Annotated in this window: 17 protein-coding genes; 14 read left to right on the forward strand and 3 right to left on the reverse strand. The window is 33.8% G+C overall.

Annotated features, from left to right (window positions below; genetic code table 11):
• Positions 1-117: 117 nt before the first annotated feature.
• The 14 genes from L3J35_11030 to L3J35_11095 all read left to right on the forward strand — a co-directional run bounded on the left by L3J35_11030 (position 118) and on the right by L3J35_11095 (position 15954).
• The gene (locus tag L3J35_11030; GenBank protein ID MCF6366723.1) at positions 118-369 is read left to right on the forward strand and encodes a DUF3098 domain-containing protein; all 252 of its coding nucleotides are present in this window, start codon (positions 118-120) and stop codon (positions 367-369) included.
• 48 nt (positions 370-417) lie between these two features.
• Positions 418-1215, forward strand: coding sequence for an undecaprenyl-diphosphate phosphatase (locus tag L3J35_11035; protein MCF6366724.1), 798 nt, complete (start codon positions 418-420; stop codon positions 1213-1215).
• Between the two features lie 16 nt (positions 1216-1231).
• The gene (gene truB / locus L3J35_11040; GenBank protein ID MCF6366725.1) at positions 1232-1921 is read left to right on the forward strand and encodes a tRNA pseudouridine(55) synthase TruB; all 690 of its coding nucleotides are present in this window, start codon (positions 1232-1234) and stop codon (positions 1919-1921) included.
• Positions 1922-1958: 37 nt separating this feature from the next.
• Positions 1959-3008, forward strand: coding sequence for a tRNA preQ1(34) S-adenosylmethionine ribosyltransferase-isomerase QueA (gene queA / locus L3J35_11045; protein ID MCF6366726.1), 1050 nt, complete (start codon positions 1959-1961; stop codon positions 3006-3008).
• A 322-nt stretch (positions 3009-3330) separates the two neighbouring features.
• A complete protein-coding gene (locus L3J35_11050; protein ID MCF6366727.1) occupies positions 3331-5052 on the forward strand; it encodes an NAD(P)H-dependent oxidoreductase subunit E in 1722 nt (573 codons plus the stop codon).
• Between the two features lies 1 nt (position 5053).
• Positions 5054-6328: a 2Fe-2S iron-sulfur cluster-binding protein gene (locus tag L3J35_11055; protein MCF6366728.1), complete on the forward strand. Its 1275-nt coding sequence runs from the start codon at positions 5054-5056 to the stop codon at positions 6326-6328.
• A gap of 52 nt (positions 6329-6380) precedes the next feature.
• Positions 6381-7838 carry a Ni/Fe hydrogenase subunit alpha gene (locus L3J35_11060; protein ID MCF6366729.1) on the forward strand — a complete coding sequence of 486 codons (1458 nt, stop codon included), beginning with the start codon at positions 6381-6383 and terminating at the stop codon, positions 7836-7838.
• Positions 7819-8265, forward strand: a complete 447-nt coding sequence (locus L3J35_11065) for a hydrogenase maturation protease (GenBank protein MCF6366730.1) — start codon at positions 7819-7821, stop codon at positions 8263-8265. Before L3J35_11060 ends, L3J35_11065 begins: the two co-directional genes overlap by 20 nt.
• An 83-nt stretch (positions 8266-8348) precedes the next feature.
• Positions 8349-8675, forward strand: coding sequence for a nucleotide pyrophosphohydrolase (locus L3J35_11070; GenBank protein ID MCF6366731.1), 327 nt, complete (start codon positions 8349-8351; stop codon positions 8673-8675).
• A 55-nt stretch (positions 8676-8730) separates the two neighbouring features.
• Positions 8731-11124 carry a heavy metal translocating P-type ATPase metal-binding domain-containing protein gene (locus L3J35_11075; GenBank protein ID MCF6366732.1) on the forward strand — a complete coding sequence of 798 codons (2394 nt, stop codon included), beginning with the start codon at positions 8731-8733 and terminating at the stop codon, positions 11122-11124.
• A 4-nt stretch (positions 11125-11128) separates the two neighbouring features.
• A complete protein-coding gene (locus L3J35_11080) occupies positions 11129-12103 on the forward strand; it encodes a hypothetical protein (GenBank protein MCF6366733.1) in 975 nt (324 codons plus the stop codon).
• Positions 12104-12165: 62 nt separating this feature from the next.
• Positions 12166-13467: a tyrosine--tRNA ligase gene (tyrS, locus tag L3J35_11085; GenBank protein ID MCF6366734.1), complete on the forward strand. Its 1302-nt coding sequence runs from the start codon at positions 12166-12168 to the stop codon at positions 13465-13467.
• A gap of 10 nt (positions 13468-13477) precedes the next feature.
• Positions 13478-14503 (forward strand): Wzz/FepE/Etk N-terminal domain-containing protein, encoded by a 1026-nt coding sequence (locus L3J35_11090; GenBank protein MCF6366735.1) that lies wholly within the window; start codon positions 13478-13480, stop codon positions 14501-14503.
• A gap of 14 nt (positions 14504-14517) precedes the next feature.
• Entirely contained in the window at positions 14518-15954 is a 1437-nt protein-coding gene (locus L3J35_11095; protein ID MCF6366736.1) for an O-antigen ligase family protein, read from the forward strand.
• A 21-nt stretch (positions 15955-15975) separates the two neighbouring features.
• On the opposite strand, the gene L3J35_11100 is transcribed toward L3J35_11095, so the two are convergent.
• The 3 genes from L3J35_11100 to L3J35_11110 all read right to left on the reverse strand — a co-directional run.
• Positions 15976-20388: a C10 family peptidase gene (locus L3J35_11100; protein ID MCF6366737.1), complete on the reverse strand. Its 4413-nt coding sequence runs from the start codon at positions 20386-20388 to the stop codon at positions 15976-15978.
• A 254-nt stretch (positions 20389-20642) separates the two neighbouring features.
• Complete coding sequence (locus L3J35_11105) at positions 20643-21431, reverse strand: type IV pili methyl-accepting chemotaxis transducer N-terminal domain-containing protein (GenBank protein MCF6366738.1); 789 nt, start codon at positions 21429-21431, stop codon at positions 20643-20645.
• 121 nt (positions 21432-21552) lie between these two features.
• Positions 21553-21881: ISAs1 family transposase (locus L3J35_11110; protein ID MCF6366739.1), on the reverse strand; the 329-nt coding region annotated here is incomplete at its 5' end.

Below are 21881 nucleotides of genomic sequence, written 5' to 3' on the forward strand. Positions count from 1 at the left end.
TTATCAAAATTCAAAAACGGATAAGAATTTTTGCAGCCTTAAATAATATTTTAAAAGTATTTCAGTTGTATAATTTGTATTATATTTGCAAAAAACAGACAATTAATATCATATTTTATGAAAGATAGTTCACAAAAATCAGGCTTTGCTTTGGGAAAGCAAAACTATTATTTACTTGCCTTCGGTTTCGTAATAATAATTGCTGGTTTTCTGTTAATGATAGGCGGCGGAACAGATGACCCGAACATTTTCAATGAAAAAGAACTGTTCAGTTTCAGGCGGGTAACCCTAGCTCCGATAATAATTCTTTTCGGCTTTGTATTTGAAATTTATGCAATAATGAAAAAGCCTAAGGAAACAGAAGAATAATTCATCTTCAAAATCATTATTTTTTAATAACGGTATTAAAACAAATAAATGGATTGGATAGAAGCCCTTGTTTTGGGACTTATTCAGGGGTTAACCGAGTTTTTGCCTGTCAGCAGCAGCGGACATCTTGAAATAGCAAAAGTAATATTCGGCGACAATTCTTTACCCCAAGAGAGTTTAATTTTTACCGTAGTTTTGCATTTTGCAACAGCATTAAGCACCCTTGTTGTTTTCAGAAAAGAAGTTTTTGAAATAATTAAAGGACTATTTCAACTTAAAGTAAATGAAGAGTTTATTTTTTCGGTTAAGATAATTGTTTCAATGATCCCGGCTGCAATAATCGGTTACTTCTTTGAAGAACAGTTAGAATCTCTTTTTTCCGGACGCATTATGATGGTCGGATTTATGTTGCTGATTACTGCCCTGTTGTTGATTTTAGCAGATAAAGCAAAAACAACCGAAAAAAAAGTTTCCTTTTTAGGTGCTTTAATAATCGGAGTTTCGCAAGCAATTGCGATGTTGCCGGGCATTTCTCGATCGGGAGCAACGATATCTACTTCTGTTTTGCTTGGAGTTGACAGAGAAAAAGCTGCACGATTTTCTTTTTTAATGGTTGTTCCGTTAATTCTCGGAAAAGTTGCAAAAGATATTCTCGGAGGAGGAATACAATTTGAAAATTCACAATTTACAAGTCTAGGCATAGGCTTCGTTTCTGCATTTATTGCCGGTTTATTAGCATGCAGCTGGATGATATCAATTGTTAAACGCAGCAAACTAAGTTATTTTGCTGTATATTGCTTGATTATAGGAATTCTTGCAATATCGTATGCTTTGTTTTTTATATAAAGTAAAATAATCTTTTATGTCTTCAGAATTAACTGATTTTCAAAACGGTAAGTTAATATTAATTGATAAGTATAAAGACTGGACATCTTTTGATATAGTAAATAAAATCAGGAGTTCGTTAAAATACCGCTTCAACATAAAAAAAATAAAAGTCGGACATGCCGGAACTCTAGACCCTTTAGCAACCGGATTATTAATTGTAGGGACAGGAAAAAAAACAAAAGAATTACAAATACACCAAGATGCCCCAAAAGAATATTTGACAACAATTAAACTCGGAGCGACAACTCCTTCTTTTGATTTAGAAACGGAGGTCGATGAAACTTTTTCAATAAATGAATTAACAAACGAAAAAATAGAAGGTGTTATTTTAAGCTTTAAAGGAAAACAAAAACAAATACCCTCTTCTTATTCCGCTAAATGGATAAACGGTAAAAGAGCTTATGACAGTGCTCGAAAGGGTATTAAAGTTGAATTAAAACCGGCAGATATTGAAATCTATAATATTGAAATAATTAAAATAAATCTTCCAAATATTGAATTAAGAATTAATTGCAGCAAAGGAACCTATATAAGGGCAATAGCAAGAGATATAGGGAGAAAACTTAATAACGGAGCACATTTAACAATGCTAAAAAGAACAAAAATAGGAGAATATTTTGTTGAAGATGCAATAACAGTTGATGAGTTTCAAAAATTATTGTAACTTTGCGGGTCTTTTCTATTATATATATTATATTTATATGAAATTATCACAATTTATATACGACTTACCGAAAGAATTAATTGCCCAATATCCGGCAGAAAACAGGGATGATTCTCGTTTATTGGTATTACACAAAAAAAGCGGAAAGATTGAACATAAAATCTTTAAGGACGTTATAAATTATTTTAATACGAACGACTTATTTGTTTTTAATAATACAAGAGTTTTTCCGGCACGCTTAAAAGGTATAAAAGAAAAAACAGGAGCAAAAATAGAAGTTTTTCTTTTGAGAGAACTTAACAGAAAGCAGCGTTTGTGGGATGTTTTAGTAAGCCCGGCAAGAAAAATAAGAATAGGAAATAAACTATATTTCGGCGATTCGGAAACATTAGTCGCAGAAGTTATTGACAATACAACTTCAAGAGGTCGGACTCTTCGTTTTTTATATGACGGTGATTATGACGAGTTTAAAGAAACGCTTACAAACCTCGGAGAAACCCCTTTGCCTTCCTTTGTCGGCAGACCCACAGAGCCGGAGGACAGTGAAAGGTACCAAACAATCTTTGCAAAAGAAGAAGGTGCTGTTGCTGCTCCTACCGCAGGGCTCCATTTCAGCAAAATTCTGCTAAAAAAGTTTGAAATAAAAGGAATAAAAACAATCTCTATTACTTTACATGTCGGCTTGGGAAATTTCAGAACCATAAATGTTGAAGATTTAACAAAACACAAAATGGATAACGAACAAATTGAAGTTATCCAAGATACTGCAAATATTGTTAATTATGCCAAAAGTAATAAACATAAAATTTGTGCCGTCGGAACAACGGTTATCAGAACGTTAGAAAGTGCCGTTACTGTAACCGGCTTACTGAAACCCTACAGCGGATGGACAAATAAATTTGTTTTCCCCCCTTACGATTTCCTTTTAGCAGATGCTATGATTACAAACTTTCATTTGCCGAAATCAATTCCGTTAATGTCGGCATCAGCGTTCGGAGGATATAAAAATATAATGAAGGCATATAAAGTTGCAATCAAAGAAGGGTATAAATTCGGAACGTACGGAGATGCAATGTTAATAATATAATGCTTTATTTTTGACAATAAATCTGCTTAACATTTTAGAGAACACGCTTTTACAAAAAATAAAACCAACCCGTTTTTTGGGAAACCCCTGACATACAACAATATGCCGGCTCTTGTATTATAACAGCAAAGCAATTCACTTCTCTGCAACTTACAAAAACACTTTCAGATAATGTTAAAAAACACACCGACAAGGGTGTCCTTCTAGTTGCTAGGACAATACGCTCTGCCGACGCGACTAGTACCTCTGTATGATAAATATCATTGAAAAGACTTTGTAGTTTTCATAACTTTATCATTGAAAACTATAAAAAATGAATTTTATGAATCTGACAGAAATAAGAAACGAAAGAACGCAACTTTTAAATTATCTGTGGGACTTTCAAAAACAAAACGGGTATATCAGCACTTCAGATATTAAAAAATTATCACAAGAACTTGGTATATCTTGGATTGAAATAGAAGGCGTAATTTCATTTTACCACTTTTTTAAAAGAAAACCGACAGGAAAATATACTATTTATTTAAACAACAGTATGATTTCTGAGTTAAAAGGGTTTCATAAAATAAAAGAAGCTTTTGAAAAAGAAACCGAAACAAGCTTCGGAACAACAGATGCAACCGGTACTTTCAGCCTGTTTGAAACGGCCTGTATCGGCTTAAGCGACCAAGAACCCGCAGCATTAATAAACTTCAAACCGGTTATTAATCTTACCCCTAAAAAAGTAAAAGAAATAATAGGCCGGCTTAAAAAAGGCGGCAATCTTGATGAAATAGAAGACACTCCCAAAGACCGTATCATCTACAAAAATGATAAAGGAGAAGCCGTTCTTTTCCGAGATTACAATGAAGGCGAAGCTGTAATGAAGCTGATAAAAAAAAGACCGGAAGAAGTAATTGAAGAAATTAAAGAGTCAGGGTTATCCGGCAGAGGCGGAGCTTTTTTCCCGACAGGTCTAAAGTGGGAGTTTGCAAAACAATCTCACGGACTTCAAAAATATGTTATTTGCAATGCCGACGAAGGAGAACCCGGAACATTTAAAGACAGGGTGTTAATAAATCAGTTGCCGGGCTTGTTAATTGAAGGAATGATTACCGGAGCCTATGCAGTCGGTGCCTCAAAAGGTATTATTTATTTAAGAGCGGAATATAGGTATTTAAGAAAAAAACTGGAGAATACCATAAATCGTTTCTACAAAATAGGATTATTAGGAGAAAACATACTCGGAAAAAATTTTGATTTTGACCTAAGTATTATGCAAGGTGCCGGAGCGTATGTTTGCGGAGAAGAAACAGCTTTAATAGAATCATTAGAAGGACACAGAGGAGGCCCCAGAACAAAAGTTTATTTCCCTGTTGAAAAAGGTTACTTAGAAAAACCTACAGTTGTAAATAATGTTGAAACATTCTGTGTTGCCGCACGAATAATGGAATACGGAAGTGTCTTTTACAGTTCAAAAGGAACAGCAAAAACAAAAGGAACAAAATTACTTTCAATTTCAGGAGACTGTAATAAACCCGGAATCTATGAAATCGAATGGGGAATGACGATTCAAGAAATGCTCGACCTTTGCGAAGCAAAAGATACAAACTACATTCAATTCAGCGGACCCTCGGGAACCGTTCTTACAAAAAAAGATTTTAAAAGAAAGATTTCAGGAGAAGATTTAATTTGCGGAGGTTCGGTTATGATATTTAATTCAAAAGTTGACATTTTTGATATTCTCACTAATTTTTCTAACTTCTTTATTGCTGAATCTTGCGGACTTTGTACTCCGTGCAGAGCCGGAAACTATTTAATAGGAAAACGCTTAGAAAGAATAAAAAACAATGATGCAACAATGGAAGAAATTGAGGAAATTAAAGGCTGGAGTAAAGTTTTAAAAGATACCAGCAGGTGCGGACTGGGAAAAACCTCAACTAATTTTATAACAGATGCCATTGAAAAGTTTCCCGATTTATTTAAGAAGAAAGCTTTGAAGCATAAAGAATTTGATCTTTCGGCTGCGTTAAACGATTATTACGATACTGTAAAAAATAACTAAAATGGAACAAAGAATAGTAAACATAAAAATAGACGGCAAAGAATTCCAGGCAGTTGAAGGACAATCTCTTATAGAGGCTGCAAAGAACAGCGGGTTCTATATACCCACACTTTGCCATTTTAAAGAAATTTATCCGCCGCTCGGAACATGCAGAGTTTGCACGGTTAATATTAACGGAAAACCCGATACGGCCTGCACCCGAAAAGTATTCGACGGAATGAATGTTGAAGTTAATACTCCCGACGTTTTAGATAACAGAAAAGCAATTATTGAAATGCTTTTTGCAGAAGGAAACCACTATTGTCCGGCATGTGCAAAAAGCGGTGATTGCGAACTTCAAAGAAAAGGTTATGAAATGGGTGTTGCATACACGCGCTTTCCCCATCTTTTTGAAGAAAGACCGAGAGATTTTAAATCAGACCGAATTTTTATGGAACATAACAGATGTATTTTATGCAAACGCTGTGTTCACGAGGTTAAAACATCAAAAGGCGATAATGTATTCTATTTTCAAAACAGAGGACACAACATGCTGGTCGGAATTGATTATGAAAAAGAAAAAGAGTTAACAGACGAGGAAGTTTTAAGAGCAGCAAACCTTTGTCCGGTAGGAGCAATTATTGCAAAAGGAAAAACAATTGCAAAACCATTCGGAGACAGAAAATTTGACGATGATAAAAACATTAAATGGATTGAAGGTAAGGAACTTGACATTAAAATTCCGAAAGACGGAAAGAAAAAAATAGTTGCAACAACCTCATTAGCCGGTTGTTTCGGATGTCATATGTCATTGCTTGATATTGATTTAGGAATACTGGATATTTTTGAACTTGTTGAATTCAATAAATCCCCCCTAACAGACATTAAAAATTTCACAAAAGAATGTGATATCGGAATTATTGAAGGCGGCGTTGCAAACTCTGAAAACTTTGAAGTATTAAAAGAGTTCAGAAAAAAATGTAAAGTAATTGTTGCTCTCGGAGAATGTGCCGTTTGGGGAGGAATGCCAGCAATGAGAAATACATTACCGCTCAAAGATTGTTTAGAAGAAGCATATTTAAATTCAATTTCAAGTGAGAATAACGAAAATATTATTCCGTACCATGAAGATCTTCCAAAATTGCTCAATAAAGTTTATTCAACAAAAGATATTATAAAAATAGATTATTTCATTCCGGGCTGTCCGCCAAATGCTGAACATATCTGGAAAGTCGTTAAAAATATTCTGTTCGGGGCAGGAGAAAAAGTTGCATACAAAGAATTTAAATACGACTAACTTAACAAAAGTTATATAAAGTTTTACTTTTAATTTTTTAACTGAAGAAAGAATGGGCAAAAAAATAGTAATAGAACCTGTTACCAGAGTCGAAGGACACGGAAAAGTAACTATACAACTTGATGATAACGGAAACGTAAAAGATTCTAAATTTCATATAGTTGAATTCAGAGGTTTTGAAAAATTTATTCAAGGTCATCCCTATTGGCAAGCTCCGGTTATTGTTCAAAGGCTTTGCGGAATTTGTCCGGTAAGTCATCATTTGGCAGCGGCAAAAGCAATAGATCAAATTGTAGGAATTGACCCCGAAGATTTATCTCCTACAGCCTCAAAAATCAGAAAATTATTGCACTACGGACAAGTATTCCAATCCCATGCTTTGCACTTCTTTTATTTAGCTGCCCCTGATTTGCTTTTCGGTGTAGATGCTGATCCTACAATTAGAAATGTTGTCGGAGTTGCACAAGAACATCCCGAATTGGCAAAAAAAGGAATTTTAATGCGAAAATTCGGTCAAGAAATGATTAAAGCAATTGCAGGTAAAAAAATTCACGGTATTGCCGCCGTTCCCGGAGGTGTTCACAAAAACCTTCACAAAAGCGAAATTGACTATTTTCTTAACGGAAAAGATGTTCCGAGTATTGATACAATGATTGAATGGTCTTTGGAAGTTATTGATTTTATGAAAGGTTATCATAAAGAACATGCCGCATTTTTAGATACTTTTGCAGCATATCCTTCGGGGCATCTCGGCTTAGTTTCAAAAGACGGCTCAGGAGCATTAGATTTATACGACGGAAAATTAAGAGCAATTGACAGCACCGGAAATATTACATTAAATGATGTTCCCGATTTCCAATATCATAAATATTTTAATGAAGATGTTGAAAGGTGGTCGTATATGAAATTTCCTTATATTAAACATCTCGGCAGAAAAAACGGTTGGAACAGAGTCGGGCCGTTAGCCAGAATGAATGTTTGTAAGTCTATTGATACTCCTCTTGCAGAAAAAGAAAGAAAAGAATTTACGGAATACACAAAAGGAAAACCGAACAATATGACAATGCACACACATTATGCACGTTTAATTGAGATTTTACACTCGGCAGAAAAAATGAAAGAATTGCTTCACGACGAAGATATTATGGGGGATGAGTTAGTACGAGAAGGAATCAGAAGAAGCGAAGGTGTTGGGGTTATTGAAGCACCTCGAGGAACCTTAATGCACCACTATAAAGTTGATAAACAAGGAAAAATCACAAAATGTAATTTAATTGTTTCAACAACTCATAATAATGACCCGATGAACAAAGCTGTAGGTTGGGTTGCCCAAAATGTAATTGACAAGCAAAAAGAAATTACCGAAGGTATGCTAAATCAAGTTGAGGTTGCAATAAGGGCTTATGACCCTTGTTTAAGTTGTGCAACCCATGCAATGGGAAAAATGCCGCTACAACTTTCTATTTTCGACAACGAAGGAAAATTAATTGATGAAAAATTTAAATCATAAAAAAACAATGATTTTCGGAATAGGAAACTCAGCCCGACAAGATGACGGTTTGGGTTGGGCTTTTCTTGATGAGATTGAAAAGACCTCAAAATTTAAAGGAGAACTTCATTACCGCTATCAATTAAACATTGAAGATGCCGAAACAGTTTCTAAGGCCGAACAGATTCTTTTTGTTGATGCTAACAGCGAAACCTTAAAAGATAGCTGTGTTTTTGAAGAGTGCAAATTAAACGGTGAAATAACTTTTACAACACACGCATTAGACCCGGGAGCAATTTTGGCTTTATGCAAAGATGTTTACGATAAACAACCCAAAGCCTATGTGTTAAGAATAAGAGGCTTCGGCTGGGACTTAGGCGAAGGACTAAGCACACAAGGCAAACAAAACCTTAAAGATGCACTAAAATTAATGAAGGGGATAACATAATTTTACATGATTGTATTTTAAAAGGTTGCCCTTGTTGACAACCGTTTTTATTTTAAATGTTTTTACTGCCGTCGAAAGAAAAAATGACAATAAAACAAGCACAAAAAACAATTGATAATTGGATTAAAGAAGTAGGTGTAAGGTATTTTAATGAATTAACAAATATGGCTCTTCTAACCGAAGAGGTAGGCGAACTTGCCAGAATTATTGCCAGAACATACGGAGAGCAATCATTTAAAGAAACAGAAAAAAATAAAGATTTATCGGAAGAAATTGCTGACGTTTTTTTTGTTTTAATATGTATTGCTAATCAAACAGGAATCGACTTAACGGATGCATTGCAAAAAAGCTTAAAAAAGAAAACAAAAAGAGACTCTCTCAGACATAAGAATAATGAAAAGCTAAAGTAATTCTTCTTGCCGAATACAGTATATTTAATAATTTTACCGTTCTCAAAATTAACTTATGGGCTTAAAGTGTGTTCATTGCGGAGAAGATTGCGGAAAAAATCCTATTATGCGGAACGATATACCGTTCTGTTGTAACGGCTGTAAAACAGTTTGCCAACTAATAAACCAAAATAAACTTTACAAATATTATAATCTTGAAGACAGCCCCGGAATAAAAATAGAAACACAAGATTTTGACAATAAATATGCTTATCTCGATAAAGATGAAGTAAAAGAAAAGCTTTATGAGTTTAAAGAAGGCAACATTGTAAAAGTTACTTTTTATGTTCCGACAATACACTGTGTTTCATGTGTTTGGCTTTTAGAAAACTTACATACTTTAAACAACGGAATTTCTTTTTCAATGGTAAACTTTATAAAAAAGGAAGTTTCCGTTACTTTTAATGAAAAAGAAATATCACTCAGGCAAGTAGTGGAGCTAATGTCTTCAATTCATTATATTCCTAAAATAACATTGGAAGAAAGGAATAAATACGATGAAAGAAAAGAAGAAAATAAAAGGTTGTTAAAAAAAATAGGTGTTGCAGGCTTTGCTTTCGGAAATACAATGTTGCTGAGTTTTCCCGAATATATTCAAGGAAGTTTCGGCTTAGAAGAAAAATACAAATTTTTATTCGGAATTTTAAACTTATTATTTGCAATACCGGTTATAGCATACAGCGGAAGTGATTACATAAAATCTGCGTTTAAAAACCTGTTTAAAAAAATAATTAATATTGATTTGCCGGTTGCAGTAGGAATGTCGGCTATTTTTTTGCAAAGCTCTTATGAAATCCTCAGCCGTTCAGGTTCCGGATATATGGATTCATTAACAGGATTTACTTTCTTTTTACTTATCGGAAAATGGTTTCAAAATAAAACATATACGGCATTATCGTTTGAGCGAGATTACAAATCATATTTTCCTATTGCCGTTACAATATTAGAAGGTGACGAAGAAGACAGTGTTTTGTTGGAAAACTTAAAAGCAGGACAAAAAATATTAGTAAGAAATCAAGAATTAATTCCGGCAGACTCAAAACTTCTAAAAGGAGAGGCATATATCGATTACAGCTTTGTAACCGGAGAATCCCAACCTGTTAAAAAAGAAGTAGGAGATAATATTTTTGCAGGCGGAAGGCAAACAGGAGAAGCTCTTGAGCTGCAGGTTGAGGTTGAGGTAATGCAATCAAAACTAACAAAACTCTGGAACCAAGAGAGCAATAACGAATTAAAAACAAAAAATTTAGGCTCAATCGTAGATAAAGTAAGTAAGTATTTTACCGTTGCGGTTTTAATAATTGCTGTAATAACCGGTATTGCCTGGTTATTTATAAACCCGAGCATTGCAATGAAAGCATTTACATCCGTCTTAATTGTTGCTTGCCCATGTGCCTTAGCTCTTTCTTTACCGTTTACATACGGGACAACAATGAGCATTTTCGGAAAAAACGGATTTTATTTGAAAAAAACCGATGTTGTTGAAAAACTTTCAAAAATTGATACAATCGTTTTTGATAAAACAGGCACAATAACGGAGTCCGGCGGATTAAAGGTTGAATACCGCGGAGAAGAATTGAGCAATGAGGAACTCTCCATGATAAAATCAATTACAAGGCAATCTACACATCCTATGAGCTCAGCTATTTATGAATATCTTAAAAAACACAAATCTAAAAAAGTAAACAGGTTCAGAGAATTTCCGGCAAGAGGAGTTGTGGGGGAATTTGATAATGTAAAAGTAAAAGCCGGCTCTGCAGAATTTGTCGGTTTTGAAAATAACTTGCAGGAGGCAAAAGCATCTTCGGTTTACATTTCAATAAATGAAAAAGTAAAAGGCTGCTTTTCTGTTGAAAATAAATACAGAAAAGGGTTAGATAATATTATTTCAGAACTGGAAAAAAAATATCACTTACACCTTATTTCCGGAGACAACCAAACAGAAGAACAAAATTTGCTGCCCCTATTTAAAAAAAACAACAGGTTAAACTTTAACCTTTCCCCCGTTGACAAATTAAATTATGTAAAACTATTAAAAGATACCGGCAGCAATGTTTTAATGATAGGAGACGGGTTAAATGATTCAGGAGCATTGACAGAGGCAAATGCCGGAATATCAATCGCAGACGACATTTACCATTTTTCGCCTGCTTGTGATGCAATTTTAGATGCCGGCAAATTTCAATCGCTGAACAAGTTTATAAAGTTTTCAAAAACAGTAATAAAAATTGTTTATGCGTGTTTAGCAATATCTTTTATATACAATATTATAGGGTTGTATTTTGCTGTAAGCGGAATGTTATCTCCGATAATTGCCGCAGTATTAATGCCGGCAAGTTCTATTTCTGTTGTTGCTTTTGCAAGCTTTTCCGTAATTTTAATGTCCAAATTAAAAAAACTTAAAAATTAAGTTTATGTCTAAAAAGCCGGTATTAAAAATATTAAAAAAGTGTGTTGTTCTTATTATTCCAGTTTATTTGCTTTGGTTTTTGTATATTGAATTGATGCCTGAATATTATAACAGACCCACAAATACCCGTTGGCACTTTATTAAAGAATCGTTGAAAAAAAAACATATCATTCCTGATTCCGAGATTATTTTTCTCGGAGAGTCAAGGGTTAATGCAGGAATTGACTTCACACAAATTCCTAATTCATACAGCTTTGCTTCCGGCGGAGCAACAACAATTGAAATGTATTATATTTTAGAAAAATATTGCAAAAACTATCAAAAACCCGAAACGGTGTATCTTTCAATTTCTCCTCGTTTTTTAACGGAAGTTTTTGCTTTTTATCCGTATGTTGTCAGAAACAATCTGTTAAATTATTCGGACATGAAAGAAATTTGCTCCGCATTACAAAAAAATGACACAACATTGGGTTCATTTCCTAAAATAAAATTTCTCCTAAATAAAGTTGACTATATTGAATACTACCAGTCGGATGTTTTATATAATAATGTTTTTGGCGGACATAAAGAAAACCTCAAATTGATTAACGAAATGATAAAAAGAAAAGGAGGAAGACCGCATCCCGGCTTAAAAGATTCTTGCTCTGCGTTAAATTATGAAACAAAATATAATCATTTTAAGCCGGCAGTTATACTAACCGTATATTTCAAGAAAATTTTAGAGTTCTGTAAAAATAAAAATATTAAGCTAAGTTTCTTTTTTATGCCTATGAATGAAAGCTCATATAGGGTTTTAAACTCAAAGTTTAAAAAAGAATACAAAGAATACATAAGTAAATTTCAAAAACAATATCCCGAATTTAATATTTCTGACAGCGTGTATTTTTATCCTGATACACTTTTCGGAGATGAATCTCACTTAAATTTAAAAGGAAAACAAATTTTTACCGAGCAATTTCTAAAGGAACAGTTGAATTAATAAAAAAACAACATTCCTTCACTACTTCCGGATAATGATTATCTTTGCAAAAATTTTTAAAAATGAGTTTTACGGAAGAAATTAAGTGGAGAGGCATGTTGCATGATATCATGCCCGGAACAGATGAAATGTTAAAAAAGGGGCAAACTTCTGCTTATGTCGGAATAGACCCTACAGCCGATTCTTTGCACATAGGTCATTTAGTAAGTGTTATGCTTTTAAAACACTTCCAAAGAGCAGGTTACCGTCCGATTGCATTAATAGGCGGTGCAACCGGAATGATTGGTGACCCTTCGGGAAAATCACAAGAAAGAAACTTATTGGATGTTGATACTTTAAGATATAACCAAGAAGCCATTAAAAAGCAATTAAGTAAATTCTTAGATTTTTCCGACAATATTGAAAATAAAGCAATCCTTTTAAACAATTACGACTGGATGAGCAAATTCAGTTTTCTTGATTTTATTCGAGATGTCGGGAAACACATTTCTGTTAATTACATGATTGCAAAAGATTCCGTAAAAAAAAGAATGACAAGTACAGACGACAAAGATGCCGAAGGCTTATCTTTTACTGAGTTCAGTTATCAGTTAGTGCAGGGTTATGATTTTCTACATTTGTATAAAGAGCATAATTGCAAATTACAAATGGGCGGATCAGACCAATGGGGAAACATTACAACCGGAACAGAACTTATTCGCAGAATGTTGCAAGGAAAAGCATACGCTCTTACAAGCCCGTTGATTACAAAAGCTGACGGAGGTAAATTCGGGAAAACAGAAAAAGGAAATATTTGGTTAGACCCGAAAAAAACATCTCCCTATGAATTTTATCAGTTTTGGATAAATACATCTGACGAAGACGCAGAAAAATATTTAAAAATTTTTACCGTTCTTGAAAAAGAAGAAATTGAATTATTGGTGAAAAACCATAAAGAAGCTCCCCATACAAGAATTTTGCAAAATAAACTTGCAGAAGAGTTAACCGTAATGGTTCACTGCAAAGAAGATTATGACACATCTGTTGCGGCTTCTCGTATGTTATTCGGAAAAGGAACAAAAGAACAATTGCAATCTTTAGATGAAAACACTTTTAATGCCGTATTTTCGGGTGTTCCTATGTTTGAAATAAAAAAAGAAATTTTGAAAGAAGGAATTAATATTTTTGACTTACTGGCAGAAAAAACCTCTGTTTTTAAATCAAAAGGAGAAATAAGACGACTTGTAAAAGACAACGGATTAAGTGTAAATATGGAAAAATTCACAAATCCGGATACACTTATTAATCTGAACTTTTTAATAAACAATAAATACATAGTAATTCGGCAAGGAAAGAAAAAATATTCAATTATTTTAACTGATTAATAAAAACACTATGGCAGATAAATCAAGTTTTAGCAACGACTCTGTTGACCTTTTAGTTTTTTTATATAAAAAGCGAAAACCGATTATATTAATAACTTTAATAGGAGCAATTGCCTCAATTATTGTTTCTTTAATGATGACCCCGATGTATAAATCGACAGTAGTGATGTATGCGGCATCGTCAGCATCAGTTTCAAAATCGCTTTTAACTAACAGCGGAAGAGGAAATATGATGGCATTCGGAGACGAAGAAGAAACAGAACAACTTTTGCAAATTTTGCAATCTAATGATATTGTAAACTATATTGTAGAAAAATACAACCTTACTGAGCATTATAGTATAGATACAACTTCCAAATTTAAAAAAACAAGTTTGTATAAAACATTTAATAGTAATATTTCATTCAGTAAAACTAAACTTCAATCAATTCAAATAGTTGTTTACGATGAGGACCCTGAATATGCATCAAATATTGCAAATGATATTTCGTTATATGCAGATACCGTAATGAATAAAATTCGGAAAAAAAGAGCCTGGGATGCATTGCTTATTGTTGAATATGAATATAATAAATTGAACAAACAAATTCAAGAAATGTCTGACTCTTTGTCAACTTTAAACAAACTTGGTGTTTTAGAGTATAAAGAACAGGTTACGGCATACAGTTCTGGTCTTTCGCAAGGAATTGCCACAGGTAAAATTTCAAAGTCAGGCATTAAATATTTAGAAAATAAATTAAAAGAGCTTGAAGAGTTCGGACATGCTTATAATGAAATTTCAAATTTTATTGAATTTGAACAAGATAGATTAAGCAGATTAAAAGGCAAGTGGGTTGAAGCCGGTGTGGAATATGCACAAAATTTATCATATACGTTTATTGTTGATAAAGCCTTTCCTGCAGAAAAGAAGTCAAAACCTGTTCGTTGGTTAATTGTTGTTATGTCAACTATTGCAACTTTTGTTTTTTCAATATTAATTGTAGCTTTTACAGATTTCTTTAAAAAGTTTAAAGAAAAAGTCAATTCTTCAAAATAATTTCAACAATAAATTTGCAACTGTTAAAGAAAAATATTGTTCTTTTTGTTTCGGCAATTTTATTTATTGTTCTGAACGGGTTTTTAATATACCAAAATTTATATTACGGAATTTTATTGCCCTTTGTTTTACTAATTGTTTGGTTTGCCTTTGTAAAAATTAACATCTTACTTTTAATAATCGTTTTTTTTACCCCTCTTTCTGTTCTGTTATCAGACTTCATACCGGAAACTCCTGTTGACTTATCTATTCCTACCGAACCGATTTTAGCAGGCTTATTACTTGTTTATATATTAAAGATTACGGCAGGACAATCGGTTAATAAAGGTATTTTAAAGCATCCTGTTTCAATTTCAATTTACATATATTTATTTTGGATGTTTTTTACGAGTATCAGCAGCACTATGCCCTTGGTGTCCGCAAAGTTTTTTATTGCTCGTCTTTGGCTTGTTATACCTTTGTATTTTATGGCAGCCAATTTTTTCAAAAATCAGGAGTATATTAAAAAATATCTTTGGGCATTTATTATTCCGCTGACAGTTGTAATGATTTATATGTTATTTAATTTAATATCTGTAGGTTTATTTATTAAAAATGCGGCACACGGAGCAATGAACCCGTTTTTTAATGACCATACTTCATACGGAGCAATTATTGCAATGTTTATTCCGATAATAGCAGGCTTTCTTTTTTTCAAAGGATATAACGGTCAAAGAAAGTTGTTGTTATCCGGGTTATTGGCTTTTTACTTTTTTGCTTTGACGTTTTCATATTCAAGAGCGGCATGGATTAGTATTATTGCGGCAATAGGAGTTTTTGTCGTTGTTTTCTTTAAGGTTGATAAACGGTTATTATTATTAGGAACCGTAGGTATGGTTGTTTTGTTTTTTATCTTTCAGTTTGAAATTACTGATAAACTTAGCAAAAACCGACAAGACTCTTCGCAGGATTTAAGCGAACATGTAAGTTCAATTTCTAATATTGCAACCGATGCCTCAAATTTAGAACGCATAAACAGGTGGAACTCAGCCTTTAATATGTTTGAGGAAAAGCCAATCTTCGGTTTCGGCCCGGGAACATATATGTTTCAGTATGCTCCTTATCAAATGTCATACGACAGAACTATTATAAGTACAGATTTCGGTGACGGGGGAAATGCTCACAGTGAATATATCGGTCCGCTTGCCGAATCCGGAATGTTAGGAATGCTTACCTTTTTGGGTGTAATTATTATGACAGTTATTACAGGAGTAAAGGTATATTACAGAGCAAAAAAACGAGAATTTAAAATTTTATCATTGGTTTCTTTATTGGGTTTAGTTACTTATTATATTCACGGTTTCTTAAATAATTTCCTTGATACAGATAAAGCTTCTGTTCCTTTTTGGGGGTTTACGGCAATTATTGTTGCAATTGATGTTTTTCATGAAACATCCGATAAAAATAAATAAAGGAAGTTGCCGTTTCCACAACTATCGTACAATTATTTTTTTTGTTATTACCTGTTTTTCAGAAATAATCTCAATAAAATAAATTCCTTTTCCGAATATTTTTAAGCCGATTTCTGTATTATTATCAGTAAGGCGTGTGTTAATAATTTCTTGTCCTATTGAATTAATAACCTTTAAATAGACATTCTCTTGTTCTGAAATGTCATTGTCAAAAGTTATTTTAAGAATATCATTTGTCGGGTTCGGAAAAATATTAATTCCGGAATTCAACAAATTTTCAACAGAAACAGCTTGCGTAACATTTACTACCACAGTATCAGAGTTTTCGCAAATATTAATATCCTCAACCGATACAGAATATTCAAAAATCCCGACACCTAAGGTTGAGCCCTCCAAAAACAAAGTCTGCTCTGTTGAATTATCACTCCACAAGTAAGAAATAAAGCCTGTTCCGGCATCAAGGGTAACAGATTCATTGGTGGTAATATTAACATCTTCTCCGAGATTGACAATCGGCAAATCATTAACAACAACAGCCGCGTTTCCTGTAAAACTTACTCCGTTACAAAAAGCATCTGTCAAAGCTGTTACTTCATAAGTTCCCGCACTTGAAACCGTAAAAACAAAAGGATTATCAGAGGCTGTTTCATTGAACGAATTTGTTCCGTCAGTATAGGTTATAATCCAAGGAGCTGTTCCGGTTAAGTTTATTGCTATGTCAGTTGTTTCTCCATCACAAATTGTTCCGCTGCCGGATAAAGATGATGTCGGCAATGCGTTAATACTTACGGTAAATAATTCGCTTATCTCATTTGAACATCCGCTTACGGGGTTTGTTGCAAAAACATTAAAGGTCGTTGTTTCGGTTAAAGTTCCCGTGGGTAAATTTATTGTATTTGCATTTCCTGTTACGGCAGAACCGACCGAAGAATTATCAACATCATTTCGTAATTGATATTCAATAATATTTTCAGCATTGTTCAATATGATGTTTGTTGTTCCGGACTCACAGAAACTGCTTTGTTCAGCATAAGCCGTAAAAACACTGTTTTCTTCGAATAAATATGCTATTTCTTCCGGAAGCAATTCCCTTTCATAAATTTTAATCTCATCAACCACTCCTCTGAAATACATACTTGACGGCACATTTGGAAACGTAACGTCAATTTCATCATATCCGATTTTCCACCAACCGTTATAATTTGCTCCGTTTGTTACAGTTATATCTTCGGCTTTAAGAACACCGTCAATATAGAGTTTCATTCCGGATGCAGATAGACTTGCCGTCAGCAAATGCCAACTGTTATCATTATAACTACCTGTTGTTGAGACAGTTTTTGCTGTTCCGTCGAGAAGTCCGAAATATAACTTTCCGGCATCGTCCATATAAATCATTCTGTCACATATGGTGCTTGCTCCCCATTGTGCGTCTCCAAATCCAAGTATCATCCCTCCGGAATTTGTGTTTGTCTGTATCCATAAAGAAATTGTAAAAACATTAGGATTATTGAATGTGTTGGTTGTCCTTCCCGCATCCCACTGTCCGTTATAATAGCTTGCTTTATTCCAAATACCGTTTCTGTCTGCCGGAAAATTCCATACTCCGAAATAATCATTTCCGTTTCCGCTTAAATCTGTGTTGTCGTTTATATCACAAGAAAACCAACTTACTAAATTATTTGCGTTAACTCTTGCTTGTTCTCCGATATTTGCCGTAACAGGATTTACGGTAACTTCTTTTGTGTTTGAACTAACGGAACAACTTATATTTGTAACTTCTGCTGTATATGTTCCTGTTTCATCAGCAATATATGTTAAGGCAGACTCCCCTTCAATCGGATTTCCGTTTTTCATCCATTGAATTGTATATCCTGTACCGGTACTTAAGTCAAGATTAACATTACTACCTTCACAAAAGGTTGTGTCTCCGCTTGCAGAAATTACTGCACTATCGGGTTCGGGGTTTATTCTTACTTCAATATTTTCAGAAAATGCCGAACACCCGTTTTCTGTTACCTCAACTTTATATATTCCCGGCTCTGCAGCCCAAATATTTGCCCATGTTTGTCCTTCTGCGGCAACATTGTCTTTATACCATTGTATGTCAGTATATGCCCAATCCGTAAACAGGCTTGTCCCTTTTCCCGTGCATAAATCAGTATCACCCCATGATGAAATATAAGGGTCGGGGCATACATCCGGCATTTTAATTTTAATACCGTATGCTCCGGATACTCCCTCTTCCGCATCAACAACAAAATAGTAGGTTACACCGGCAAAAACCTGTACAGATTCTCGCGTTACGGTATCTTCCGGATTCCAAATCGCAAAACTGCTTAAACACGTATTTTCATTACACGAGGTCAGAGCAAGAACATTTAATTGACCGGGAACTTTTTCGGTAAATTCTATTGTTGCAAGTCCGCTGTTAACTGCTGTGATACTGTGAACAACTTCTTTGCCTAAGAGGGGCATATAGCACGGATAACTATCGACATTTGCAATGCCGTCAGTTTCTGTGTTTCCAAAGTACCAAACACCTGAGGTTAAAGAAACAGAACTTGAACAGTCCATAACACCTGCAGGAGGAACTTCAAAAGATGAATATTCTGTATTATAAATCTCATCGGTTTCTGTTACATCGTTTTCTGCATCGGTAATAAAAAGAATATATCTTACTCCCTCCGTAGCTCCGACAGGAATTGTAATGCTTTGATTTGCTTCATGTTCTGAGCCGGTGCTTAATGTCGGGATGTTTATTTGCGTAACAAAAACATCCGAAGCATCAAAATATACATCTTCCGAATAATAAATATCTGTTTTACTTGCATTTGCAGAACTGTTTCCGATATTTTTAACTTTAAATGAAATTTGCCCGATTCCTCCGGCTTCAATTTTATTCGGAACAACCGATTGGTTTGTAATAATTAAATCCGGATCACTTGTGGGAACGGTTACTGTTAAAGCGTAATTTCCTTCATAAGCATTCCTCCCGTCAACAATAATTAAATAAGTTCCCGGAGCTGTATTGTCTGCGAATGCTGTTGTATCTCCATAAGCAAGTAAACTGTCTTGATTACAATCTGAAAGTATGAAAACATCTAAAATGCTATCGTTTAAGTTGGTTAAACTTGCCCTAAGCCTTCCCGGAAAAGTTGTCGTAATTTGATGAACAACTTCTTTTCCTGTTGAATGATAAAAGCTGTTACCGTATTTATTTACAATGTTTTGAGCTGTTGTTGTTGTTCCGGAATAAGGGACTCCGGCTGTCAGAACAACGGGGCTTGCACAATTAAGCCCGGGATATATGTCTCGGTCAATTATTCCGATAATTGCTCCTTGACCGTTAGAATAATTATGACCTGCCGGGTTAAGGTTATTTAAATAAAAATATCCGTTGTAAGCGCCGCCCCAGCCCCAGTTAAAGTGGAAATAATCAACACCTTGGTATCCGTCAACATTAAATGCATGACCTCCGCTTCCGTAGCCGTGATAATACATAGGTCTTCCTTCGTCAATTTCCGTTCTTAGTAATTTTGTCCAGTTTGTTTCGGTATAACTTGATTTGCTCGTAAGTAAAAGGTTGGAGGAGTACTTAAAATATGAAACCAAGGAATTTGCAGCCTTCCAAGAATAAGAACCGGAACCGCTCGGAGAATAATTCATGTTTACCGATACTCCAAAATGATAAATGAGTTTAGAAATTTCAGTATTTCCGCTTCCGTCTGGCATATTTGTCCAATCATATACTGCATTTCCAAAATCCGCAGATTGTTCTCCGTAAACATAATGTGTATATGCATAAGAACCCTCTCCTGAAACGGGATGCTCATGATAATTCATTACTTGTGCCATTGCCGTTGCAACGCAACCTGCCCATACATGATTGCAAGGTCCGGCACTGTCAATAGGACATAAAGAATTATAACCGCAACCTTGATTCCATGTTGTTGTAAGCAAGGGCAAAACATCTTTTGTAGGTTTTATGTTTTTTAAGTCCGGTTTTTGGGAATAAATACTCCAAAGAGAATTTTTGTTTTTTTGACCGGCTTGCAGTATGTTTTCAACTTGCTTTGTATAGGAGTCTAACCAACCTTTTACATTAGGCGGAAGTTGAAGTTGGTTGTCAACACCAAAACGGTTTTCCGTTGAATATCCGAGAATAGGAATAATACTCTCATCGGAAGAAACTAAAATAAAACCTTTTTGATTAACCGGTTCAAAAACTCTGAAAATTACATTATTGTTTTTTACGTAAGTTTGTTTAATTTGAAGTTCAATATCTTCATATTGAATATTCTTTTTCAAATTAAGCTTTTCATAAAAGAAATTTTTTGCAACTGTTTTTGCTTGTTTTTCTGTTACGAATTGAGAAAAAGTAAATAAAGGAAACAATAGTATTACTGAAAAAAACAGGAGTATTTTAGTTTTCATAATGCGGAAGTTTTAATTGGGTTTTTATTTAAATTATAAATATTAGACTTCCTGTTACTGAAATTGGTTGCATTTTGTTTTTGCAGGAGTTACTATATCTGCCCATAATCTGCCTTTAGGACAATTCTCAGCATTTCCTTACCTGTTAAACAGCTTGTTTATGACTAAAAGGTACAATAATGTTTCGGGAAATTCTTTTGATTTAATTTACTCGAAAACAAGGGAGTATTTTAATTGTGCTTTTTTTGCCGATATTAAAACAGCATCGTATTTTCATACATTTTTGTTATGATGTTCATCTTTTCCTGAAGTTCGTTGGTAATATCAAAAATTTCAGTAGTATAAACCTTATTTAACTCAAACCCTTTCGTTTCAAAACGGAATAAAGTTTTTACAACCTTTAGCTTGTTCCTGATAATTTCTGTGTTTTTATTATATGACGACAATGTTCTCAAAGCCTTCCAAAACTCATCTTTTGATTTATTATATTCTTCTTTTATATACTTTTCTTTATCTAAACCCCAAGTATTTGCAATATAAAATAACGCAATTTTTTGAGACAGCATTCTTTGTCTTCCGCTTATATTTATAATGTTTGCTTTTTTTATTGGGGTTTTCTTTTCCAGCAAGAGAACAACCGATTCGCAATCGGTTAACAGTTTTTGGCTGATATGCAGTACCGAAACTGCGTTATTTTTGTCTATCGCAGATTCAATAATATCTTTATAATATTCCCATGTTTCATTTACGACACCTAACTGTTTATTTGTCTCATAATCAGAACTAAAGGCTGAAAGCTCAGCGTGATTTTGTTCAAATAATTCAATTGAGGTTTTTAGTTCTGCTTTTGCTTTTTCAACCGTTTTGATATTTGTTTCAATACCGATAAACATATAATCTTTTGCAATTCTCTGAGACAGCATTCTTTGTTTTCCGGATTTATTAATTGCCTCCGAAATGCTGTTAATTTGAGAATAACCTTGTTTATTAACATATAAAAACAAGATAGATAAAAACAAGAAAGGAAAAAAGATTTTGGACATAATTTTAAAGTAAGCTTATTTCTTAATTATAAAAACGGTAAAGTATAAATTAATACTCCGGTGCAAACATAATAATTATGTGCTTATTTTCAAAAATACTTATTTGCACAACAGGGCAAACTCATACTTTAATATTTAATGCTTTTAGCAAATAGTCATTATTCCAGCCGGCTTTAAGTCTTTTGCCGGCAATTCCTTGTTTTGTTGTTGTTTCATTTTTTAATAGATTTAATGCTATTTTTAAGAGAACAGAGTAATTTTGTGCAGCATTTTTATTCCTTTTTCTTGATGCGTCTTCTGAAAAAGCAACATCTAATGTCCAATGTAATTTATTTTCAACACCCCAATGAGAACGAATATATTCTTGATGTTTTTCTGTATTGTCTTCTAATCTTGTAATATAGTATCTTGTGACTTTCTCTTGTGATTTGTCGCTATTTTTAAATTCCC

The sequence above is a fragment of the Bacteroidales bacterium genome (assembly GCA_021648725.1).
GTDB lineage: Bacteria > Bacteroidota > Bacteroidia > Bacteroidales > JAADGE01 > JAADGE01.